Annotated in this window: 16 protein-coding genes; 10 read left to right on the forward strand and 6 right to left on the reverse strand. The window is 72.9% G+C overall.

All coding sequences use genetic code 11. The features are described 5' to 3' along the window. Positions 1 to 61 precede the first annotated feature (61 nt). The 3 genes from IRY44_RS22970 to IRY44_RS22980 form a co-directional block, all read right to left on the reverse strand. The gene (locus tag IRY44_RS22970) at positions 62 to 1642 is read right to left on the reverse strand and encodes a sugar ABC transporter ATP-binding protein (protein WP_194802302.1); all 1581 of its coding nucleotides are present in this window, start codon (positions 1640 to 1642) and stop codon (positions 62 to 64) included. After that, a complete protein-coding gene (locus IRY44_RS22975; RefSeq protein WP_194802303.1) occupies positions 1639 to 2817 on the reverse strand; it encodes an ROK family protein in 1179 nt (392 codons plus the stop codon). The genes IRY44_RS22970 and IRY44_RS22975 overlap by 4 nt, the downstream gene beginning before the upstream one ends. Positions 2818 to 3020: 203 nt before the next feature. Continuing rightward, entirely contained in the window at positions 3021 to 4112 is a 1092-nt protein-coding gene (locus tag IRY44_RS22980; RefSeq protein ID WP_194802304.1) for a YihY/virulence factor BrkB family protein, read from the reverse strand. 1019 nt (positions 4113 to 5131) lie between these two features. Between IRY44_RS22980 and IRY44_RS22985 the strand changes: the two genes are divergently transcribed. The 5 genes from IRY44_RS22985 to IRY44_RS23005 all read left to right on the forward strand — a co-directional run bounded on the left by IRY44_RS22985 (position 5132) and on the right by IRY44_RS23005 (position 12177). Beyond that, positions 5132 to 7426, forward strand: coding sequence for a TRAP transporter fused permease subunit (locus tag IRY44_RS22985; protein WP_194802305.1), 2295 nt, complete (start codon positions 5132 to 5134; stop codon positions 7424 to 7426). Then, positions 7402 to 8421, forward strand: coding sequence for a TAXI family TRAP transporter solute-binding subunit (locus IRY44_RS22990; RefSeq protein ID WP_194802306.1), 1020 nt, complete (start codon positions 7402 to 7404; stop codon positions 8419 to 8421). The genes IRY44_RS22985 and IRY44_RS22990 overlap by 25 nt, the downstream gene beginning before the upstream one ends. Before the next feature lie 65 nt (positions 8422 to 8486). Next, positions 8487 to 10823, forward strand: a complete 2337-nt coding sequence (locus IRY44_RS22995; RefSeq protein ID WP_194802307.1) for a nitrate- and nitrite sensing domain-containing protein — start codon at positions 8487 to 8489, stop codon at positions 10821 to 10823. Further along, positions 10820 to 11212 carry a roadblock/LC7 domain-containing protein gene (locus IRY44_RS23000; protein ID WP_194802308.1) on the forward strand — a complete coding sequence of 131 codons (393 nt, stop codon included), beginning with the start codon at positions 10820 to 10822 and terminating at the stop codon, positions 11210 to 11212. Before IRY44_RS22995 ends, IRY44_RS23000 begins: the two co-directional genes overlap by 4 nt. Continuing rightward, a complete protein-coding gene (locus tag IRY44_RS23005) occupies positions 11209 to 12177 on the forward strand; it encodes a TAXI family TRAP transporter solute-binding subunit (protein ID WP_194802309.1) in 969 nt (322 codons plus the stop codon). The genes IRY44_RS23000 and IRY44_RS23005 overlap by 4 nt, the downstream gene beginning before the upstream one ends. 48 nt (positions 12178 to 12225) lie before the next feature. Here IRY44_RS23005 and IRY44_RS23010 read toward each other — a convergent pair whose 3' ends face one another. Next, a complete protein-coding gene (locus IRY44_RS23010; RefSeq protein ID WP_194802310.1) occupies positions 12226 to 12765 on the reverse strand; it encodes a GNAT family N-acetyltransferase in 540 nt (179 codons plus the stop codon). Positions 12766 to 12843: 78 nt separating this feature from the next. Here IRY44_RS23010 and IRY44_RS23015 point away from each other — a divergent pair, with 78 nt between their 5' ends. Genes IRY44_RS23015 through IRY44_RS23035 form a run of 5 tightly spaced genes read left to right on the forward strand, consistent with a single transcriptional unit; the run spans position 12844 to position 15808 of the window. Continuing rightward, positions 12844 to 13767: an ABC transporter ATP-binding protein gene (locus tag IRY44_RS23015; RefSeq protein ID WP_194802311.1), complete on the forward strand. Its 924-nt coding sequence runs from the start codon at positions 12844 to 12846 to the stop codon at positions 13765 to 13767. Positions 13768 to 13803: 36 nt separating this feature from the next. Beyond that, positions 13804 to 14595 carry an ABC transporter permease gene (locus IRY44_RS23020; RefSeq protein WP_194802312.1) on the forward strand — a complete coding sequence of 264 codons (792 nt, stop codon included), beginning with the start codon at positions 13804 to 13806 and terminating at the stop codon, positions 14593 to 14595. Next, entirely contained in the window at positions 14592 to 15149 is a 558-nt protein-coding gene (locus IRY44_RS23025; RefSeq protein WP_194802313.1) for a TetR/AcrR family transcriptional regulator, read from the forward strand. Before IRY44_RS23020 ends, IRY44_RS23025 begins: the two co-directional genes overlap by 4 nt. Positions 15150 to 15182: 33 nt before the next feature. Further along, positions 15183 to 15437 (forward strand): type II toxin-antitoxin system Phd/YefM family antitoxin, encoded by a 255-nt coding sequence (locus tag IRY44_RS23030; protein ID WP_194802314.1) that lies wholly within the window; start codon positions 15183 to 15185, stop codon positions 15435 to 15437. Then, positions 15434 to 15808 (forward strand): type II toxin-antitoxin system VapC family toxin, encoded by a 375-nt coding sequence (locus IRY44_RS23035; RefSeq protein WP_194802315.1) that lies wholly within the window; start codon positions 15434 to 15436, stop codon positions 15806 to 15808. Before IRY44_RS23030 ends, IRY44_RS23035 begins: the two co-directional genes overlap by 4 nt. A gap of 3 nt (positions 15809 to 15811) precedes the next feature. On the opposite strand, the gene IRY44_RS23040 is transcribed toward IRY44_RS23035, so the two are convergent. Continuing rightward, a complete protein-coding gene (locus IRY44_RS23040) occupies positions 15812 to 16354 on the reverse strand; it encodes a hypothetical protein (protein ID WP_194802316.1) in 543 nt (180 codons plus the stop codon). Further along, positions 16354 to 18249, reverse strand: coding sequence for a DNA primase (dnaG, locus tag IRY44_RS23045; RefSeq protein WP_194802317.1), 1896 nt, complete (start codon positions 18247 to 18249; stop codon positions 16354 to 16356). Before dnaG ends, IRY44_RS23040 begins: the two co-directional genes overlap by 1 nt. Positions 18250 to 18270 lie beyond the last annotated feature (21 nt).

Below are 18270 nucleotides of genomic sequence, written 5' to 3' on the forward strand. Positions count from 1 at the left end.
CGCGCGGCGCCGCCATGAGGCTCTCCGGCGCTGTGTCGATGATTCGCTCGCTGTCGCTCGCTCATGCCGGTGCGCCTTCCATGAGGGACCCCGCCATGACGAGGTCGAGCACGGTGTTCTCGTCCAGTTCGCCGGCCGGGGCCTCACGGACCACCCGGCCCTCCCGCATCACCAGCACCCGGTCGGCCAGGCCCAGCACCTCGGGCACCTCGCTGGAGACCAGCAGCACCCCGACGCCACGGGCGGCCAGATCGCGGATCACCTGGTACAGCTCGGCGCGGGCGCCCACGTCCACGCCCCGGGTCGGCTCGTCGAGCAGCAGCAGCCGGGTGTCACCGAGCAGCCACCGCCCGACCACCACCTTCTGCTGGTTGCCGCCGGACAGCGTGCGCACCGGCCGGCGTACGTCCCGGGGCCGCAACTCCAGCGACGCGGCGATCCGGTCGGCCTCGGCGCGTTCCCGTCCGGTGTCGGTGAAGCCGAGACGGGCGTACCTGCTGAACGTGGCGAGCGTGACGTTGCGGTAGATCGGTTCGCCGAGCAGCAGCGCCTGGCTCTTGCGCTCCTCCGGTGCCATGCCCATCCCGGCCCGTACCGCCGCGCCCACGCTCCCGGGGCGCAGCGCGCGGCCGTTCACCCGGACCGTCCCGGCGTGTGCCCGGCGCGCGCCGAAGATGGTCTCCAGCAGCTCCGACCGGCCCGAGCCGACCAGCCCGGCGATGCCGACGATCTCTCCCGCCCGGACCCCGAGCGAGACGTCGGCGAACTCGCCGGGCCGGGTCAGCCCGTCCACCCGCAACAGCTCCGCGCCGCCCCCGTGGTCGGCCGGGCGCTGCGGGAAGACGTACTCGATGGTCCGCCCGGTCATCCGGGCGACCAGGTCGCGGGTCGGTGTCTCGCGGGCCGGCAGGCTCGCCGCCGTGGTCCGGCCGTCCTTGAGTACGGTGACCCGGTCGCCGATCTCGCGGATCTCCTCCAGCCGGTGCGAGATGTAGATAACCGCGATGCCCTGCGCGGTGAGTTCCCGGATGATCCGGAACAGGTTCGCCACCTCGTCGTGGGCGAGCACCGCGCTCGGCTCGTCCATGATGATCAGCCGGGCCTCGTGGGACAGCGCCCGGGCCATGCTGACGATCTGCTTGCCGGCGGCGGGCAGGTGCCGCACCAGCCGTCCCGGCGGGATCTCCGGGTGGCCGAGCCGGGCCAGGATCTGCCGGGTACGCCGGGCCATGAGCCCCCGCCGGACGAAGCCGAACCGGCGCGGCTCGTGGCCGAGGAACGCGTTCTCCGCCACCGACAGGTCGTCGACCAGGTCGAGTTCCTGGTAGATGGTGGCGATGCCGGCGCGCATGGCGGCCTGCGGGTTGGCGAACGAGGCCGGCTCGCCCCGCCAGAGCACCTCGCCGGAGTCCGGCCGGTGCACCCCGGCCAGCACCTTGATGAGCGTGGACTTGCCGGCGCCGTTCTGCCCCAGCAGGCAGTGCACCTCACCGGCCCGTACCTCCAGTTGCACGCCGTCGAGCGCGCGTACCCCCGGGAACGTCTTGACCACGTCGGTGAGGCGCAGGACCACCTCGCCCGCGACGGCGTCCGCGGGCGCCTCGACGAGCGGCCGGGCCTCGGGCCGTCCGATCTCGCTCATGCTGCTTCTCCGAACGCGAGGTCACTTGCGAGCACCGCCGCGCCGGCGACGCCGGCGCGCGGGCCCAGCTCGGACAGGACGACCGGCAGGTTGCCGGTGGCCAGCGGCAGCGAGCGGCGGTAGACAACGCTGCGGATCTCGGCGAGCAGGATGTGGCCGAGCTGGGCGAGCCCGCCGCCGATGACGATCATCGACGGGTTGGTGAAGCTGACCAGCCCGGCCAGCACGCTGCCGACCCGCCGGCCGCCGTCGCGGATGAGCTGGATGCAGGTGACGTCCCCCTCGATCGCCCCCTGCGCCACGTCCAGCGCGGTCACCGCACCCCGGGCCGCCAGCCGCTCGGCCAATGCCGGGGACACCTCGGTGCGGGCCGCGACTGTCGCCTCCCGGGCCAGCGCGGCGCCGCTGAACACGGCCTCCAGGCAGCCGACGTTGCCGCACGAACACATCGGACCGTTCGGGTCGACCTGGATGTGGCCGATGTCCCCGGCGCAGCCGTCCGTGCCGCGGTAGACCTCGCCGTGCAGGTAGATGCCGCAGCCGATGCCGGTACCGATCTTGATGAACAGGAAGTCGTCGACGGAGTGGGCCACGCCGCCGTGCCGCTCACCGATCGCCATGATGTTGACGTCGTTGTCGACCACCGCCGGGCAGCCGTGCTCGCGGGTGAGCAGTTCACGGACCGGGAACCGGTCCCATCCGGGCATGATCGGCGGGGAGACCGGCACGCCGTCGCGGAAGCTCACCGGCCCCGGTACGCCGATGCCCACCGCGTCGAGCCGCTCGTACGCGCCGTCCACCTTGGCCTTGTGCAGCAGCTCGTTCACTCGCTGGAGCGTCACCTTCGGACCGGAGCGGATGTCGGCGGCCTCGGTGTAGGCGGCCACCGTCTCCAGCCGGCCGTCCACCACCTCCACGTCGATCGAGCTGGCGCCCAGGTCGACGGCGGCGAAGCGCAGGTGCGGGCTCAGCTCGACGAGGGTGGAACGGCGCCCGCCCCGGGAGGCGGCCAGCCCGGCCTCGGCCACGTATCCGAGGGAAACCAGGCGTTCCAGCTCGGCGAGCAGGCGCGGGCGGGGCATCTGGAGCCGGTCGCCGAGTTCGGCGCGGGACACCGCGCCCTCGTCCCGGAGCAGTCGCAGAAGCCGTACGTGCAGGGGGTCGACCGTCCGCACCGGCAGTCACCTCCGCATCGGCGTTGGGTGTTGTGTCCGACACAGTAGGAGCCTTCCGGGCCGCATGTCCATAGCTTCGGCACGCCTGATGCAAACTTTTGTCCATACGAACAAAAGCGAGTTACGGATCATGAAAACGTGACGCCCCGCCCGGGCGACTTCCGGGCGGGGCGACACGATCTCGGGTCAGGTGCGTTCTCGGGTCAGCGGGAGGGCGCGCGGCCCTTCTTGCGCAGCTTGCGGTCGTCGCGCAGCTCCACGTAGGGCTCCTCGTCGGCCGGGTGCCCCGCCGCGATGGCGCGGCTGCGCTCCAGTTCGGCGTCGAACTCCGCACCCAGCAGGATCGCGACGTTGCTCAGCCAGAGCCACACCAGGAAGATGATCACGCCGGCCACCGCGCCGTACGTCTTGTTGTACGAGCCGAAGTTGCTCACGTAGAGCGCGAACAGGCCGGACACGACCAGCCAGAGCACCACCGCGAGCACGCCGCCGGGGCTGACCCAGCGGAAGCCGCCGTGCCGGGCGTTCGGCGAGGCCCAGTAGAGGATCGCGAACATCAGGCTCACCAGCACCAGCAGCACCGGCCACTTGGCGATGTTCCACACCGTCACGGCGGTCTCGCCCAGGCCGATCGCGTTGCCGGCCTGCTCGGCCAGCCCGCCGGTGAACACCACGATCACGGCGCTGATCAGCAGCATCACGCCGATCACCGCGGTCACACCGAGGCGTACCGGCAGCGTCTTCCAGATCGGCCGCCCCTCCGGCACGTCGTAGATGCTGTTCGAGGCGCGCATGAACGCGGCGACGTAGCCGGACGCCGACCAGAACGCCGCCACCAGACCGACGATCGCCGCGATGCTCGCCAGCCCGCCGGACTGGCCGGCCTGGTCGATCGCGCTCTCGATGATGCGGCGGATGTTCTCCTCCGGCACGGCCTGCCCGACGGTGTCCCGTACCCCCTCGGTGGCCCGGTCGCCGAGCAGGCCGAGCACCGAGATCAGCACCAGTACGCCCGGGAAGATGGAGAGCACGCCGTAGTAGGTGAGCGCGGCGGCCCAGTCGGTCAGGCTGTCGTCCTGGAACTCCCGCACGGTCCGCTTGAGGGTCGCCATCCAGCCCGTCGCCGACAGGTCGGCCGGGCTGTCCGGCCCGTCGTCCGGCCCCACCGGCCCGGCGTGCTTCCGCCCGTCGGGCCGGTCCTGCCCGGCGCGGGCGTCGTCGCGCATGGTGGGGGCGTCCTCGCGCCCGTCACGGGTGTCGTCGTGGACGTCGTGGGCGTCGTCGCGGGCGGCCATGGCACCTCCTCGTCGTCATGTCGTCCCGCACGACATGCCCTGACGAGGGCAGCGATAACCACCGCACCCGCAAACCGGCCACTCGACCGCCGGCGACCGGTCCCCGCCCCTTCCCTGCCGGCCCGGCCCCCGGCCGAGCCCTGCCCTCGACTCCCACCCACGCCCCCACTCGCGCCCCACTGCTCGCACCCTGCCGCCGCCTCCCCCGTCGGCACGTTCACACCGCTGGCCGCCGCTTGCTCTGCAGCCATGCGCGCGACGGACACGCTCCGTAACCATGTGCGCCGATGGCTGCAGAGCAAAGAAGGCGTGGGCAGCGCTCCCACCGGCACCCCACCACTCCCCCGCCCGAAATCCTGGCGAGCCGCCGCTCCGCCGCGACCACCAATCGCCACCATCTCGACGACCGTCACGACGAGTGGAACATCATGGGTGTCAAACGGGACCGGAAGCACCCATGACGTTCCACTCACCGAGGGTCGATCACTGGCGTGCGCGGAAGCGAGAGCGCGGGGCACGGGCGGCAGAGGCCGGGGCGCTGAAGTGACGCGTGATCCGTCCTCCGATGCCACCACCTCGGGAAAGTGGAGATGACCGTGGAAACGCGAGCCGGCGAACACACTCTCCGGCCACTTCCCCACCGGGTGAGCGCGGCAGGCACGAGCGCGCACGACCCGGCGCGACGGGCGTCCCCCGCGCGAGCCGACACGGGAGACGCACCCACCTGAGTGGACACGTTGCGTGACGACAAGCATCACGGGCACGCCCATTGTTCATCGTTGTAAGCGATATCGGGAGAGAGTCGCGCGAGACCACCTCCCACCATTGCGAAACAGTTTCAAGAAATATGCGACGCGAATGAGCGAAGCTCCATTCCGTCACTCATTGCAATCATGATCGGCAATGTTCCCAACATGCGCGCTATTCGCGTATCGTGCCCCCTCGTGCCGCCCGTTCGCCCCTCCGACGCGACTCCCCCCAAACCCCGGCCGCCGTCCGGCGGACGACCGGGGTCCGACGTGGACGCCGAGGTGGTGTCGCTGCCGCCGGACGACGGAAGCGTCGCCGGGCCCGAGTGGGCCGACGACGGGCCGGGCGAGACGCACCACCACAGCCGAGCAGCGCACCACACCGCAGGCGAGCAGCACACTGCGGACGATCACCACACCCCGGACGAGAACGAAGCCCGCGACAAGGACGACGAGACCCGCGACAAGGGCGAGAGCCCGGACCAGACCCGGGACGCCCGTGAACTGGCGGCCCGGTTCGAGGAGGAGAAACCGGGACGGGTGCTCGCCGGCCCGGTCGGGGTCCTCTTCACCGGCGTCACCGTCGCGGTCGGACTGCTGACGCTCTGGCAGGTGTTCTTCCCGCTGGCTCAGGGCAGCAAGTACTACCTCATCTTCTTCCTGGCCGGCGTCCTGCCGGTGGTTTTCCTCGCGTACCCCTCGGGGGTGCGGCTGCGACGCGCCAAGGCCGACGCGGACGACGCGGACGACCGGCGCGGGCCCACGCCCGTGGACTGGCTGCTGGCCCTCGCAGCGCTCGTCGTCTGCCTCTACCCGGTGCTGCCGGTCACCATCGGTGCCGGTGGCGGCGGGTACGACGCCTTCCTCGACCGGCAGGGCCTGCTGGATCCGCTGGACGTGGCGTTCGGCACCGGGCTGCTGCTCCTGCTGCTGGAGGCGTGCCGGCGTACCACCGGATGGATCCTGCCCGCGGTGTGCGTGCTGTTCCTGGGGTACGGCTACTACGGCGGCCTGCTGCCGCAGTCCTGGCCGGTGGCGCACGCGGGGCTCGACTTCGGGCAGCTCGTGGACGCGTTCTACAACTCCGACAGCGGCTTCTACGGCACCCCGCTGGACGTGGCCGCCTCGTACATCGTGCTGTTCACGATCTACGGCGCGGTGCTCGACCTGTCCGGCGCGGGCCGGTTCTTCGTGGAGCTGTCCGCCGCCGCGTTCCGCCGCTCGCGGACGGCCGCCGGGCGTACCGCGGTCGCGTCGGGTTTCCTGCTCGGCACGGTCTCCGGCTCCGGCGCCGCCACCACAGTCAGCATCGGCGCGGTGACCTGGCCGATCCTGCGCCGCGCCGGCTACCCGGCCGAGCGGGCGGGCGGCATGCTCGCCGCCGCGGGTGTGGGGGCGATCCTGTCGCCGCCGACGCTGGGCGCCGCCGCGTTCATCATCGCCGAGTACCTGGGCGTGTCCTACCTCCAGGTGCTCGGCTGGGCCACGGTGCCGACGATCCTCTACTACCTGGGCATCCTGCTCTCCGTCGAGATCGACGCCCGGCGCTCGGGCGTGCGCCCGGTGGTCATCGACACCGGCTCGGCGTGGCGGCTGCTGGCCCGCTTCGGCTACCACTTCCTCTCGCTTCTCGTGATCATCGTGGTGCTGGCGCTCGGCGCGTCGGCGATGCGGGCGGTGGTCATCGCCACTGTGATCGCGGCGGCGCTGTCCTTCCTGGACCGCCGGCACCGGCTCACGCCGGCCAGGCTGGTGGCGGCGCTGCGCGACGGCGTACGCGGGGTGCTCGCGGTGAGCGCCGTCTGCGCCGCGGCCGGCATCATCACCGCCACCACCACGAAGACCGGCCTCGGGCCGCAGGCCGCCGCGCTGCTGATCGACGGCGCGCAGGCGGTCAGCTCGGAGCCGGCCGTGGTGCTGGCGCTGACCGCGGTGCTCGCCGCCGTCGCGCTCAGCCTGCTCGGCCTCGCCGTGCCGGTCACCGCCTCGTTCGTCATCGGCTGGGTGATCATCGGCCCCGCGCTGCTGAACCTGGGCGTCGAGGCGCCCGCCGCGGCCATGTTCGTCTTCTACTTCGCGGTGCTGTCCGAGGTCTCGCCGCCGACCGCGCTCGCCGCGGTCGCCGCCGCGGCCGTCACCGGCGGCCGGCTGGTGCCGACCATGTGGCAGACCCTGCGGTACGCGCTGCCGGCGTACCTGATCCCGCTGGCCTTCGTCATCACGCCCACCGGCCTCGGGCTGCTCGGCATCGGCGGGCCTGGGCGGATCGTGACGGCCGGCCTGGTGTCGGCGCTCGGCGTCGCGGTGCTGGCGGTCGCGGCCGGCGGCTGGCTACCCGGTGTGGGCCCGGCCGGCGTGCCGGAGCGGATCGTCGGGGCGATCGCCGGGCTGGTGCTGCTCTGGCTGGAACCGCTGCCCATGGCGATCGGCGCGGCACTCGCCGCGCTCGCGGTCGCGGGCGTGTACGTCCGACGTGGCGCCGCCGGACACCCCGGCCGCCCGGCGGTCGAAGAATCCGTGGACCTTGGGGAGGAGAGAGAGTGGGACGGATCGACGCGAGGATAGTGGCGGGTGTCGGGGCACTTGTCCTGGTCGCCGCCGGTGCCGCCGGCTGCGGGGGCCGTCAGGACGGCGCGGCGAAGGACGACGCCGCCCGCGAGGTCAGCTGCAAGGTCACCAAGGACACCCGGGTCGGCATCGCCACCGGAAACGCCACCGGCGTCTACTACGTGGTCGGCAACGCGCTCGCCGGTGAGCTGAGCAAGACCACAGACGGCAAGCTCACCGGGACGGCCGCCGAGACCGGCGCCTCCGTGCAGAACGTCGAGCAGCTCGTCGCCGGCCAGTACGACGTGGCGTTCTCGCTGTTCGACACCGCCGTCAACGCGGTGCAGGGCAAGGGGAGCTTCACCGCGCCGCAGCCGGTGAAGGCGCTGGCCCGGATCTACGACAACTACACGCAGGTGGTGGTCCGCGCCGACGCGGGGATCACGTCGGTGGCCGACATGAAGGGCAAGAAGATCTCCACCGGCTCGCCGAAGTCCGGCACCGAGGTCATCGCCAACCGCCTGCTCACCGCCGCCGGGCTGGACCCGGCCACTGACATCCAGGCGCAGCGGCTGGACCTCACCAAGACCGTCGACGGCATGAAGGACGGCAGCATCGACGGCTTCTTCTGGTCCGGCGGCGTACCGACCGGCGGCGTCACCGACCTGTTCACCACGTCCGGCGACAAGGTGAAGTTCGTCGACATCAGCCCGCTGCTGCCGAAGATGGCCGAGCTGAACCCGGCGTACCAGGCGGGCACCATCGGCAAGGACATCTACCGGACCCCGGCCGACGTGCCCACCATCGTGGTGCCGAACGTGCTGCTGGTGCGGGACGACCTGGACGCCGACGTGGCCTGCGCGATCACCCGGACGGTCTTTGACTCCAAGGACGCCCTGGCCCAGGCGAACCCGGCGGCGAAGGGCATCGAGCTGGGCAACGCCCGCAAGACCGACCCGGTGCCGCTGCACCGCGGCGCGGAGCGGGCGCTGAGCGACCTCGGCGCGAGCTGACCTGAACGGGCCGGGCCCGGACTCGTGTCCGGGCCCGGCCCGCCCGACCCGACCCGGAGACCCCCGTGCCGCTGCCCCACCCGGCTCGCGTACGCCGGCATCACCGCTCCGCGGACCGCACCGGACGCCTCCGCTCGGTCCGCGTCCAACTGCTGGCCCCGATCCTGGTGGCCACCGCCGGCCTGGTCGTGCTGGGGGCGGCGCAGACCGGCGCCGCGCTCGACGCGTCCGCCGACGCCGACCGGGCCCGCGTGCTGGCCGGCACCGCCACCGCGACCGTACGGCTGGTGCACGAGCTGGAACGCGAGCTGGGCGAGACGGCCGCGTTGCGCCAGCGCGGCGGCACGTCCGGCCGCCCGCTCGTGGACGCGCAGCGTCGCCGGGTGGACACGGCCGTGGAGCGCTACCGCTCGGCACAGGGAGACGCGCGCCGGGCCGCCCCGGATCTGGCCGGGGTGCTGGACGACGCACGCGGACGCCTGGATCAGCTCGCGCCCACCCGGGAACAGGCGGTGGCCGGCGAGGACGCCGACCCGGCGTACGTGTCGCTCGTGGAGTCGCTGCTCGCGGTCGCGGACGCGCTGCCGAGCCAGCTCCGCGACGCCGACCTGGCCAACCAGGCCCGTGAGGTCGCAGCGGTGGCCGCCCAGGAGCACCTGTCCTCACTGGAGCGTGACCTGCTGCGGGCGGTGTTCGTCCGCGGTGGGCTGCAGAGTGGCGAGCTGGCCCGGCTGGGCCGGCTGCGGGGTGCCCGGGAGCAGCGGCAGGCCGAGTTCCTGCGGATCGCATCCACTCCGGCGAACCGGGCCTGGTACCGCCTGGTCGACGGCGTCGACGTGACCACGGCCCGCCGGATGCGGGACGCCGTTCTCGACTCCGACGGCGCGCCGGGCACGGTGAAGATCGACGGCGACGCCTGGTACGTGGCGCAGAGCGGCGCGATCCGCCGGTACAACCTGCTCGGCCGGGACCTGACCGACGGGCTGGACCGGGACGCGGCGGACCTGGCCGGGGCGGCCCGGTTGCGTGCGGTGCTGACCGCCGGCGCGACGAGCACGGTCGCGCTCGGCTCGCTCCTCACCGCCGTGCTGCTGGCGGTCCGTACGAGCCGCCGGTTGCGCCGGCTGCGGGTGGCCGCGCTGACCATGGCGAACCGGGAACTGCCGGAACGGATCACCGCGATCGCGGCGGGCGAGCGGACCCCGGCGGAGGGCCCGGCGACCCGGATGACCGACGGGATCAGGCGGGGCCGGGACGAGGTGGCGCAGGTCGCCGAGGCGTTCGACACGGTGAACCGGGCCGCGTTGCGGCTGGCCGGTCAGCAGGCCGAGTTGCGGCTGGACGTGACCCGGATGGCGGAAGCGCTGGCCCGGCGCATCCGGACGCTCATCACCCGGCAGCTGCGGCTGCTCGACGACTTCGAGCGCGAGGAGACCGACCCGGACGCGCTGGCCCGGCTGTTCGCGCTGGACCACCTCGCCGCCCGGTTGCGCCGCAACGGGGAGAACCTGCTGGTGCTCGCCGGCGGTGAGCCCGGCCGGGGGCACGAGGGCGCGTTGCTGCTGGACGATGTGGTGCGGGCAGCGGCGTCCGAGATCGAGGACTACCCGCGGGTGGAGATCGACGTGCCGACCGCGGCGGTGCACGGCACGGCGGCCGGCAACCTGGTGCACCTGCTGGCCGAGCTGCTGGAGAACGCCACCGTCTACTCGCCACCCGAGGCCCGGGTGCTCGTCGACGGCCGGCGCACAGTCGACGGGCTGGTGCTGCGCGTCCGCGACCAGGGCATCGGCATCAGCGAGAGCCGGCTGACCGAGATCAACGAGCGGCTGGCCGCGCCGGCCACGCTGTCCAGCGCGGCGGCGGGCAGCATGGGCCTGCACGTGGTGGCCCATCTGGCCGCCCGGCACGGGATCCGGGTGCAGTTGCACAACCCCGGTACCGGCACTGTGGCCCAGGTCGACGTACCGGAATCGGTGCTGACCCGGGTCGAGTCGGTGGCGTCCCGGCCTGCCGCCGAGCGGCGGCCGCGCGCCGCGGCCTGGTTCAAGTCCGGGCCGGCCGCCGGTCGCAGTCTCGTCACCAGCGCCACGGCCGTCGGGCCGGTGCGTGGCGTCGCCGCGGTCCGCACGCCGGGTGGCGCGTTGCTGGCGCCGAGCACGGCGCGGATCCGGCCGGTGAGTGTGCCGCCGACGCCCGTCCCGACCACCGCCGCCGGGCTGCCCCGGCGGCAGGTGGGCGGCCACCTGCCCGAGCCGATGCCGGACACCACCGCGCCGCCGCCGGCCACCGACCTGCTCGACCCCGAAGTGGTACGTGCCCGGCTGTCCGCCCTCGCCGAGGGGGTGGCCAGCGCGACCCGCCGTGCCCCGAACACCACACCCAACGGGAGAAGACCATGACCTCACCGTCCACCACCGGACTGGACTGGCTGCTGGCGAACTTCGCCGAGCAGGTGCCGGACGTCTCGCACGCGCTCGCGGTCTCCGAGGACGGGTTGCGGCTGGCGTCCTCGCCGGACCTCTCCCCCGACCAGGTCGACCAGCTCGCCGCAGTGATCAGCGGGCTGGCGAGCCTGACCGTGGGCGCGGCCCGGCTGATGTCCGCGGGCCGGGTACGCCAGCAGATCGTGGACATGGACGGCGGGGTGATGCTGGTGATGGCGGTGGGTGAGCGGGCACTGCTCGGCGTGCTGGCCGCTCCCGGCTGCGACCTGGGCCAGATCGGCTACGAGACGGCGACGCTGGTGCAGCGGGTGGCGGAGGCGCTGGAACCGGCGGTCCGCCGGTGACCGGCCGCGCGCTGCGGCTGACCGCCGCGCTGATGTCGGCGGTGCTGGTGGCCGGGTGCGCGGCCGAGGACTCCGCGCCGGAGGCGTGGCACGGCGGGCGGATCTTCCTGGCCACCGGCAACACCACAGGCGTCTACTACCAGCTCGGCGGCGGGTACGCCGACCTGATCACCCGCCACCTGCCCGGGTACGAGGCGCGGGCCGAGCCGACCGGCGCGTCGGTGGAGAACATCACCCGGGTGGCGAGCGGCGACATGGAGATCGCGTTCAGCCTGGCCGACACGGCGGCGGACGCGGTCGACGGGCGCGGGGCGTTCGACAAGCAGCCGCAGCCGGTACGCGCGCTGGCCCGGGTCTACAGCAACTACACGCACGTGATCGTCCGTGCCGACGGCAAGATCCGCAGCTTCGCCGACCTGCGCGGCAAGCGCATCTCCACCGGTTCACCGAAGTCCGGCACCGACATCATCGCGGGGCGCCTGCTCACCGCCGGTGGCATCGACCCGAACCGGGACATCCAGCGGTTCAACCTGTCGCTGCCGGAGACGGTCAAGCGGATGCGGGCCAAGGGCCTGGACGCCATGTTCTTCTCCGGCGGTCTGCCCACCCCCGGTGTCAAGGATCTGCTCTCGTCCGCACCGGGCACGTTCCGGCTGCTGCCGATCGACGAGCTGATCGAGCCGTTGAGCGCCCGCTTCGGCGCCGTCTACACCACGGCGACGCTGCCGAAGGAGGTGTACGGGACACCCGAGCCGACGCCGACCATCACGGTGGCGAACGTGATCCTGGTGGGGGCGGACATGCCGGACCAACTGGCGTACGACCTTACCCGGGTGCTGTTCACCTGGCAGGGCGAGTTGATCCAGGTGCACCCGGAGGCGGCGAACTTCAACCGGTCCAGCGCCGCGTCGACCCGGCCGATCCCGTTGCACCCGGGCGCGCAACGGTTCTACCGCACCGGCTGAGTGCGGGACCGCGCCGCCTCGACCGCGCCGGGGCGGGACCGCGTCTGCTCACGGCGTCCAGTCGCGTCGTAGCAGGCCGTAGATCGCCAGGTCGGTGAAGCCGTCGCCGTCGTACTCGCGGTCCCGTTGGGTGCCCTCGTGGACGAAGCCGCACCGCTCGGCGGTGCGTCGCATGGCCGTGTTGGCGGCGAGCGTCTCGATCTCCAGCCGGCGCAGGTTGCGGTTGCGGAAGCCGTACCGGCAGAGCAGCCGGATCACCTCGGTGCCGTAGCCCTGGCCGCGCGCCTCGGGGAGCAGGGTGATGCCGAGGTGGGCGTACCCGTTGAAGGCGTTGATGCCCCAGAGCACGCCGGTGCCGAGAAACGTGCCGTCGGCGACGGTCTCGGCCAGCAGCGACACCGGGGCGCCGGCTTCCGGCTGCTCGGCGGCGCGCTTCTCCAGCCGGGCCCGGACCTGGCCGACGTGGTGCGGCAGGAACGGTTCGTCGTCGGTGACCAGGTGCAGCTCCGGATCGGCGTGCAGCCGGAACAGGTCCGGCGCGTCGTCGGGGGTGGGGGGACGCAGGCGGACCCGGTCGGTGGCGAACATGCCGCGACGCTAACGGTGGGTGGGCAGGGCGACAACCGGATTTGGCTCCCCTACCGACCGGTCGGTAGGGTGGTGGGCATGACTCCGCTCGTGCTCGCCACCGCCCTGACCAAGACCTACGGGACGCGCCACGCCCTGCGCGCGCTCGACCTGACCGTCGCGCCGGGCAGCCGGTTCGTCGTGCTCGGCCACAACGGCGCCGGCAAGTCCACGCTGCTGGAGATCATCGCGACGCTGCGCACCCCGACGTCCGGCTCGGTACGCGTCGGCGGCTTCGACACCGTCACGCAGGCGCGGGACGCCCGACGCCTGATCGGCCTCGCGCCGCAGTCGAACGCCCTGGACCCGCTCGCCACCCCCACCGAGGTGCTCGACTTCCAGGGCGTCGCGCTCGGGCTCGGCCGCCGCGAGCGGGCCCGCCGTACGCGCGAACTGGTCGACCTGTTCGGCCTGGGCGAGCACCGCTCGACCCGGGTCGCCAAGCTCTCCGGCGGCACCCGCCGCAAGCTGGACCTGGCCGTGGCGCTCGTCGCCGAGCCCGCCGTGGTGATCCTGGACGAGCCGACCACCGGCCTGGACCCGCTCGCGCGCATCGACTTCTGGACCGAGCTGACCCGTCTCAACCAGGCCGGCACGTCGCTGCTCATCTCGACCCAGGACCTGCACGAGGCGGACGTGCTCGCCACCGACATCGCCGTGCTCCGGGACGGCCGGGTGGTCGCCCAGGGCCCGCCGGCGTCGCTGAAGCAGCGCGTCGGCGCCCGCACGCTCACGCTCGACCTGTCCGGCGCCGCCGCCGCTGCCGCGTTCGCCGCCGCGTCGGAGGCCGGGTTCCACGCCGACCCCGACCGCCCGGACCGGGTACGCCTCAGCGTGCCCGACGACCCGCGTGCCCTGGCGAAGGCCCTGACCGAGGCCGGAGACGCCGCCGCCGACATCACCCGGCTGCATCTCGCCGAGCCCTCCCTCGACGACGTCTTCGTCGCCCTCGCCGCCCGCTGAGGCGAGACCCCACCGCACCCCGAAAGGCCCGAACCCGTGCTCCCGCTGGCAGTCGCCCCGCCCCGCCGCTCTCCTGCCCCGGTCGTCCTCGCGGCGATCAGACGCTCCACGCGTGCCGTGCTCCGGACGCCCGCGCTGCTCGTCGCCCCCGTCGCCCAGTCCCTGTTCTTCCTGCTCGTCTACGCCGGGCAACTCGACGCCGTGGGCAGCACCTACCTGGACGGCACGAGCTTCATCGCGTTCCTGCTGCCGCTGATCCTGCTCACCGGCGTCGCCACCGGCGCGGGCGCCGCCGGCACGCTGGTGCTGGGCGACATCACCAGCGGCTACCTCGACCGCCTCCGGCTCGCCCACGGCACCACCACACCGTTCCTCGTCGGGCCGCTCGTGGCCGCGCTGGTCGCCGTCGTCCTCCAGATGGCGGTGACGATCGCCGGGGCCGCGCTGATCGGCTACCGGCCGGCGAGCTGGTCCGGAGTCGCCGCCATGCTGCTGCTGATGCTGGCCCTGGGCCTCGGTGTCGCGCTGCTGAGCATGGCGCTCGCGATCCGGTCGGCCTCGGCGTCGGCCACGAACCTGGTCACGCTCGCCGTGTTCGGCCTGTCGTTCTTCACCGGCGTGTTCGCGCCGGTCGACCGGCTCGCCGGCTGGATGCGGATGATCGCCACCGTCAACCCGCTCACCTATATCGTCGACACCGCCCGCCAACTCGGCGGCGACGCGTCGCTCACCGCGGCTCCGGCCGGCGTCACGGCGGTCGCCGTCCTCGCCGTCGCCGGAACCGCCGCCTGCGCGCTCGCCCTCCACCACGCGAGGAAGAACCGATGAGTCCCACCGACACCCGCACCCAGATCATGGACGCCTTCGCCGAGCAGCTCGCCGCGACCGGCTACCAGGGCATCTCCCTGGTCGGCGTGGGCCGCAGCGTCGGCATCCAGAAGCCGTCCATCTACCACCACTTCCCCGGCGGCAAGGAGGACCTGTACATCGCGGTGGCGGAACGGTACATCCGGGACGTCGGCGGCCGGATCGCGGCGGCGCTTGCCGAGCCCGGCGACGTGACGCACCGGCTGCACGCGCTCGCCGCCGTCGCCGCCGGGCAGCACGGCGACGCGATCACGTTCGAGCAGCGCATCTACGACACGCTGCCGCTCGTCTCCGCCGGGACCAGCGAGCACGTGTCGGGCCTCTACGTCGCGCTGATGCTGGAGCCGGTGACCCGGTTCTTCGCCGACGCGAAGGCCGAGGGCGCCGTCACCGGCGACCCGGAGTTCCTGATGAACGCGTTCCTGCACCTGGCCCGCGCGGCCGACCTCACCGACGAGACCGGACCCGCCCGGGTCGTCGCGCTCTTCCTCGACGGCGCCCGCCCACGTGCCTAAACTAAGTACTTAGCTAACTGAGGAGGTCGCGCTGTGTCTGCTGAGGCTGCGCACTACAACATGCATGACGCCAAGACCCACCTGTCGCGCATCATCGAGCGGGTGGAACGCGGCGAAGAGATCATCATCGACCGGGCGGGCACCCCCGTGGCGAAGGTCGTGCCGCTCGTGCGCCGAACCGACCGCACGGCGGTCGGCTCCCTCGCCGGGCAGGTGGACCTCTCCGGTGACTGGGACTCGCCACAGACCAACGCCGAGATCGCCGCCGACTTCGGAATCGGCGCATGACCCTGCTGCTGGACACCCACGTCGCGCTCTGGGCCATCACCGGCGACGCCACTCTCGGCGTCGAGTTCCTCGACCGGCTACGCCACGACCCCGATGTCTTCCTCTCCCCGGTCAGCCTCTGGGAGATCACCATCAAGCAGCAGGCGGGAAAGCTCTCCGGTCCTCCCGACCTCGCGGAACGGGTGCGGGACATGGGTTTCCGTGAACTCCCGGTGACCCACGACCACGCCATCACCGCGGGCCGCCTGCCGCCGCATCACCGGGATCCCTTCGACCGGATGCTGGTGGCGCAGGCGATCACGGAGAACCTGACCCTGGCCACCCGCGACGCCTCCATCCCGCTCTACGACGTCGACGTCCTCAAGGTGTAGGCCTCAGGCGTCGGCGGGGGCGGTGGCGGCCCGCGCCGCCGCGACCAGCCGGGCGGTCTCGGCGGTCACCGCCTCGTCGTCGGCCGGCGTCCCCGGGTCGTAGCGGACCGTCCAGGTCAGACCGTCGACCCCGGACACCCGCCGGGCCGCGATCCGCCCGGAGCCGCCGGGCACCTCGTGGTGCGAGGTGTACGCCACCGAGCCGGTGACCCGGGCCCGGACCTGGTGCGGCAGGTCACCCGGGTCGACTAGTAGGTAAGTCTCGGGGAGGCCGTCCGCGACCACCAGGTAGCCGTCGCGCTCGGCGACCGGCTCGGCCGGGGTGACCGTCAGCTCCCGGCCGGACCAGACCGCCTTGAGGATGTCGTGCCAGCCGAGGCGGTCCACCCGGCCGGGCAGCCAGAGCCCGCGGTTGCTGGCGACCAGCACGCCGTCGTTGCCGCCCTCGCCGGTGCCGGCGGCGGCCCAGGCGAGGACCCGCTCGTCGGCGGCCAGCGGCGGCCGGTCGGCCGAGGGCAGTTTCGGCCGGCGGTTGAACAGACCCATCACAAACCTCCGGCGGCCTGCTCGCGCAGTGCCCGTGCGTGCTGTTCCAGCGAGAGCAGTTCCCCGAACAGGGCGAAGTACTCGTCCTTGTTGCTCACCGGGTTGACTCGCTGGATCTTCGACTTCAGGTCACGGATGCGGCCGGTGACCGAACTCCACTGGAGCCGGGCCATGGTGATCGAGACGTACCGCGGGTCGGGCTCGCCGTCGATGCGCAGCGGCTCCACCGCCAGCTCACCGATCAACGCCTGCCCGGCCAGGTCGTCGCACGCGTCGCGGACCCGCTCGATCCAGACCGCGCCGCCGGTGGCGCCGGACGCCCCGCCGGCCGCTGCGACGGCGGCGCGTACCGCGAGGTGCACCGGATGCTGGTAGTCGGTCGCCTCGACCGCGTCGAACATCGGGCCGGCCAGGACCGGCTCCTGCAACGCAAGCTTCAGCGCCTCCCGCTCCACCATGGAACGCGGGCTGTCCACACTCGGCGCGGCCGGGCCGGAGCGGGCGGGTGCTGCGGGCGCGCCACCGGCCTGCGGCCCGTGCGCGGCGGCCAGCACCGCGCGCTGCACCGGCTCGATCTCCATGCCGAGGTCGCCGGCGAGTTTGCGGACGTACTCCGGGCGCTTCTCCCGGTCCTTGATCTTCGCCACGAGCGGCGCGGCGCGGCGCATGGCCTCGACCCGGCCGTCGACGGTGTCCAGGTCGAACCGGTTGATCACGTGCCGGAGCGCGAAGTCGACGAGCGGCTCCCGGCGGGCCACCAGGTCGCGTACGGCCAGGTCGCCCTTTGCCAGGCGCAGATCGCACGGGTCCATGTTGTCGGGGCTGACCGCGATGAAGGTACGCCCGACGAAGCGCTGGTCGTCCTCGAAGGCGCGCAGCGCGGCCTTCTGCCCGGCGGCGTCGCCGTCGAAGGTGAAGATGATCTCCCCGGCCCGCTCGTCGCTGTCGAACAGCACCCGGCGCAGCACCGAGATGTGGTCGCCGCCGAACGCGGTGCCACAGGTCGCCACCGCCGTCGGCACGTCGGCCAGGTGACAGGCCATCACGTCGGTGTAGCCCTCGACCACCACCACCTTGCCCTGCTTGGCGATCTCCCGCTTGGCCTGGTCGATGCCGTAGAGCACGTGCGACTTCTTGTAGATCGGCGTCTCGGGGGTGTTCAGGTATTTCGGGCCGTCGTCGTCGTCGAACAGCTTGCGGGCGCCGAAGCCGATCACGTCGCCGGTGATGTCCCGGATCGGCCACATCAGGCGGCGGCGGAACCTGTCGATCAGCGAGCCGGAACGGGCCGGGCGGGACAGCCCGGCGGTGACCAGCTCGTCGTGGGTGAAGCCCTGCTGACGCAGGTGCTTGGTGAGCAGGTCCCACCCGTCGGGGGCGAAGCCGCAGCCGTACCGCTCGGCGGCGGCCCGGTCGAAGCCGCGCCCGGCGAGGAACTCGCGGGCCGGGCGGGCGCCGGCGGTGGTGAGCTGGGCCCGGTAGAACTCGACGGCGGCGGCGTGCGCGGCCACCAGGCGCTGCCGCTGCCCCTGCTGCGGCCGGGGACGCGGCGCCGACCTGTCGTCCTCGACGTAACGCAACTGGATGCCGGCGCGGGCGGCCAGCCGCTCGACCGACTCGACGAAACTGAGGTGCTCGGCGTCCATCAGGAACTTGATCGCGTCGCCGCCGACCCCGCAGCCGAAGCAGTAGAACACGTTGCGGGCGGGCGAGACGTTGAACGACGGGCTCTTCTCGTCGTGGAACGGGCAGAGCCCCTTGAGGTTGCCGCCGCCGGCCGACTTGAGCGTCACCACCTCGGAGATGACGTCCGCGATGGCGGTGCGCTCGCGGACCAGCGCGATGTCCTCGTCCCGGATCCGCCCCGCCATGACCGCCACCCCCTCGGCGTACATCCTGCCCTGCCGGACCGACGT

The sequence above is a fragment of the Micromonospora sp. ANENR4 genome (genome assembly GCF_015354395.1).
GTDB classification, from domain to species: Bacteria; Actinomycetota; Actinomycetes; order Mycobacteriales; family Micromonosporaceae; genus Micromonospora; species Micromonospora aurantiaca.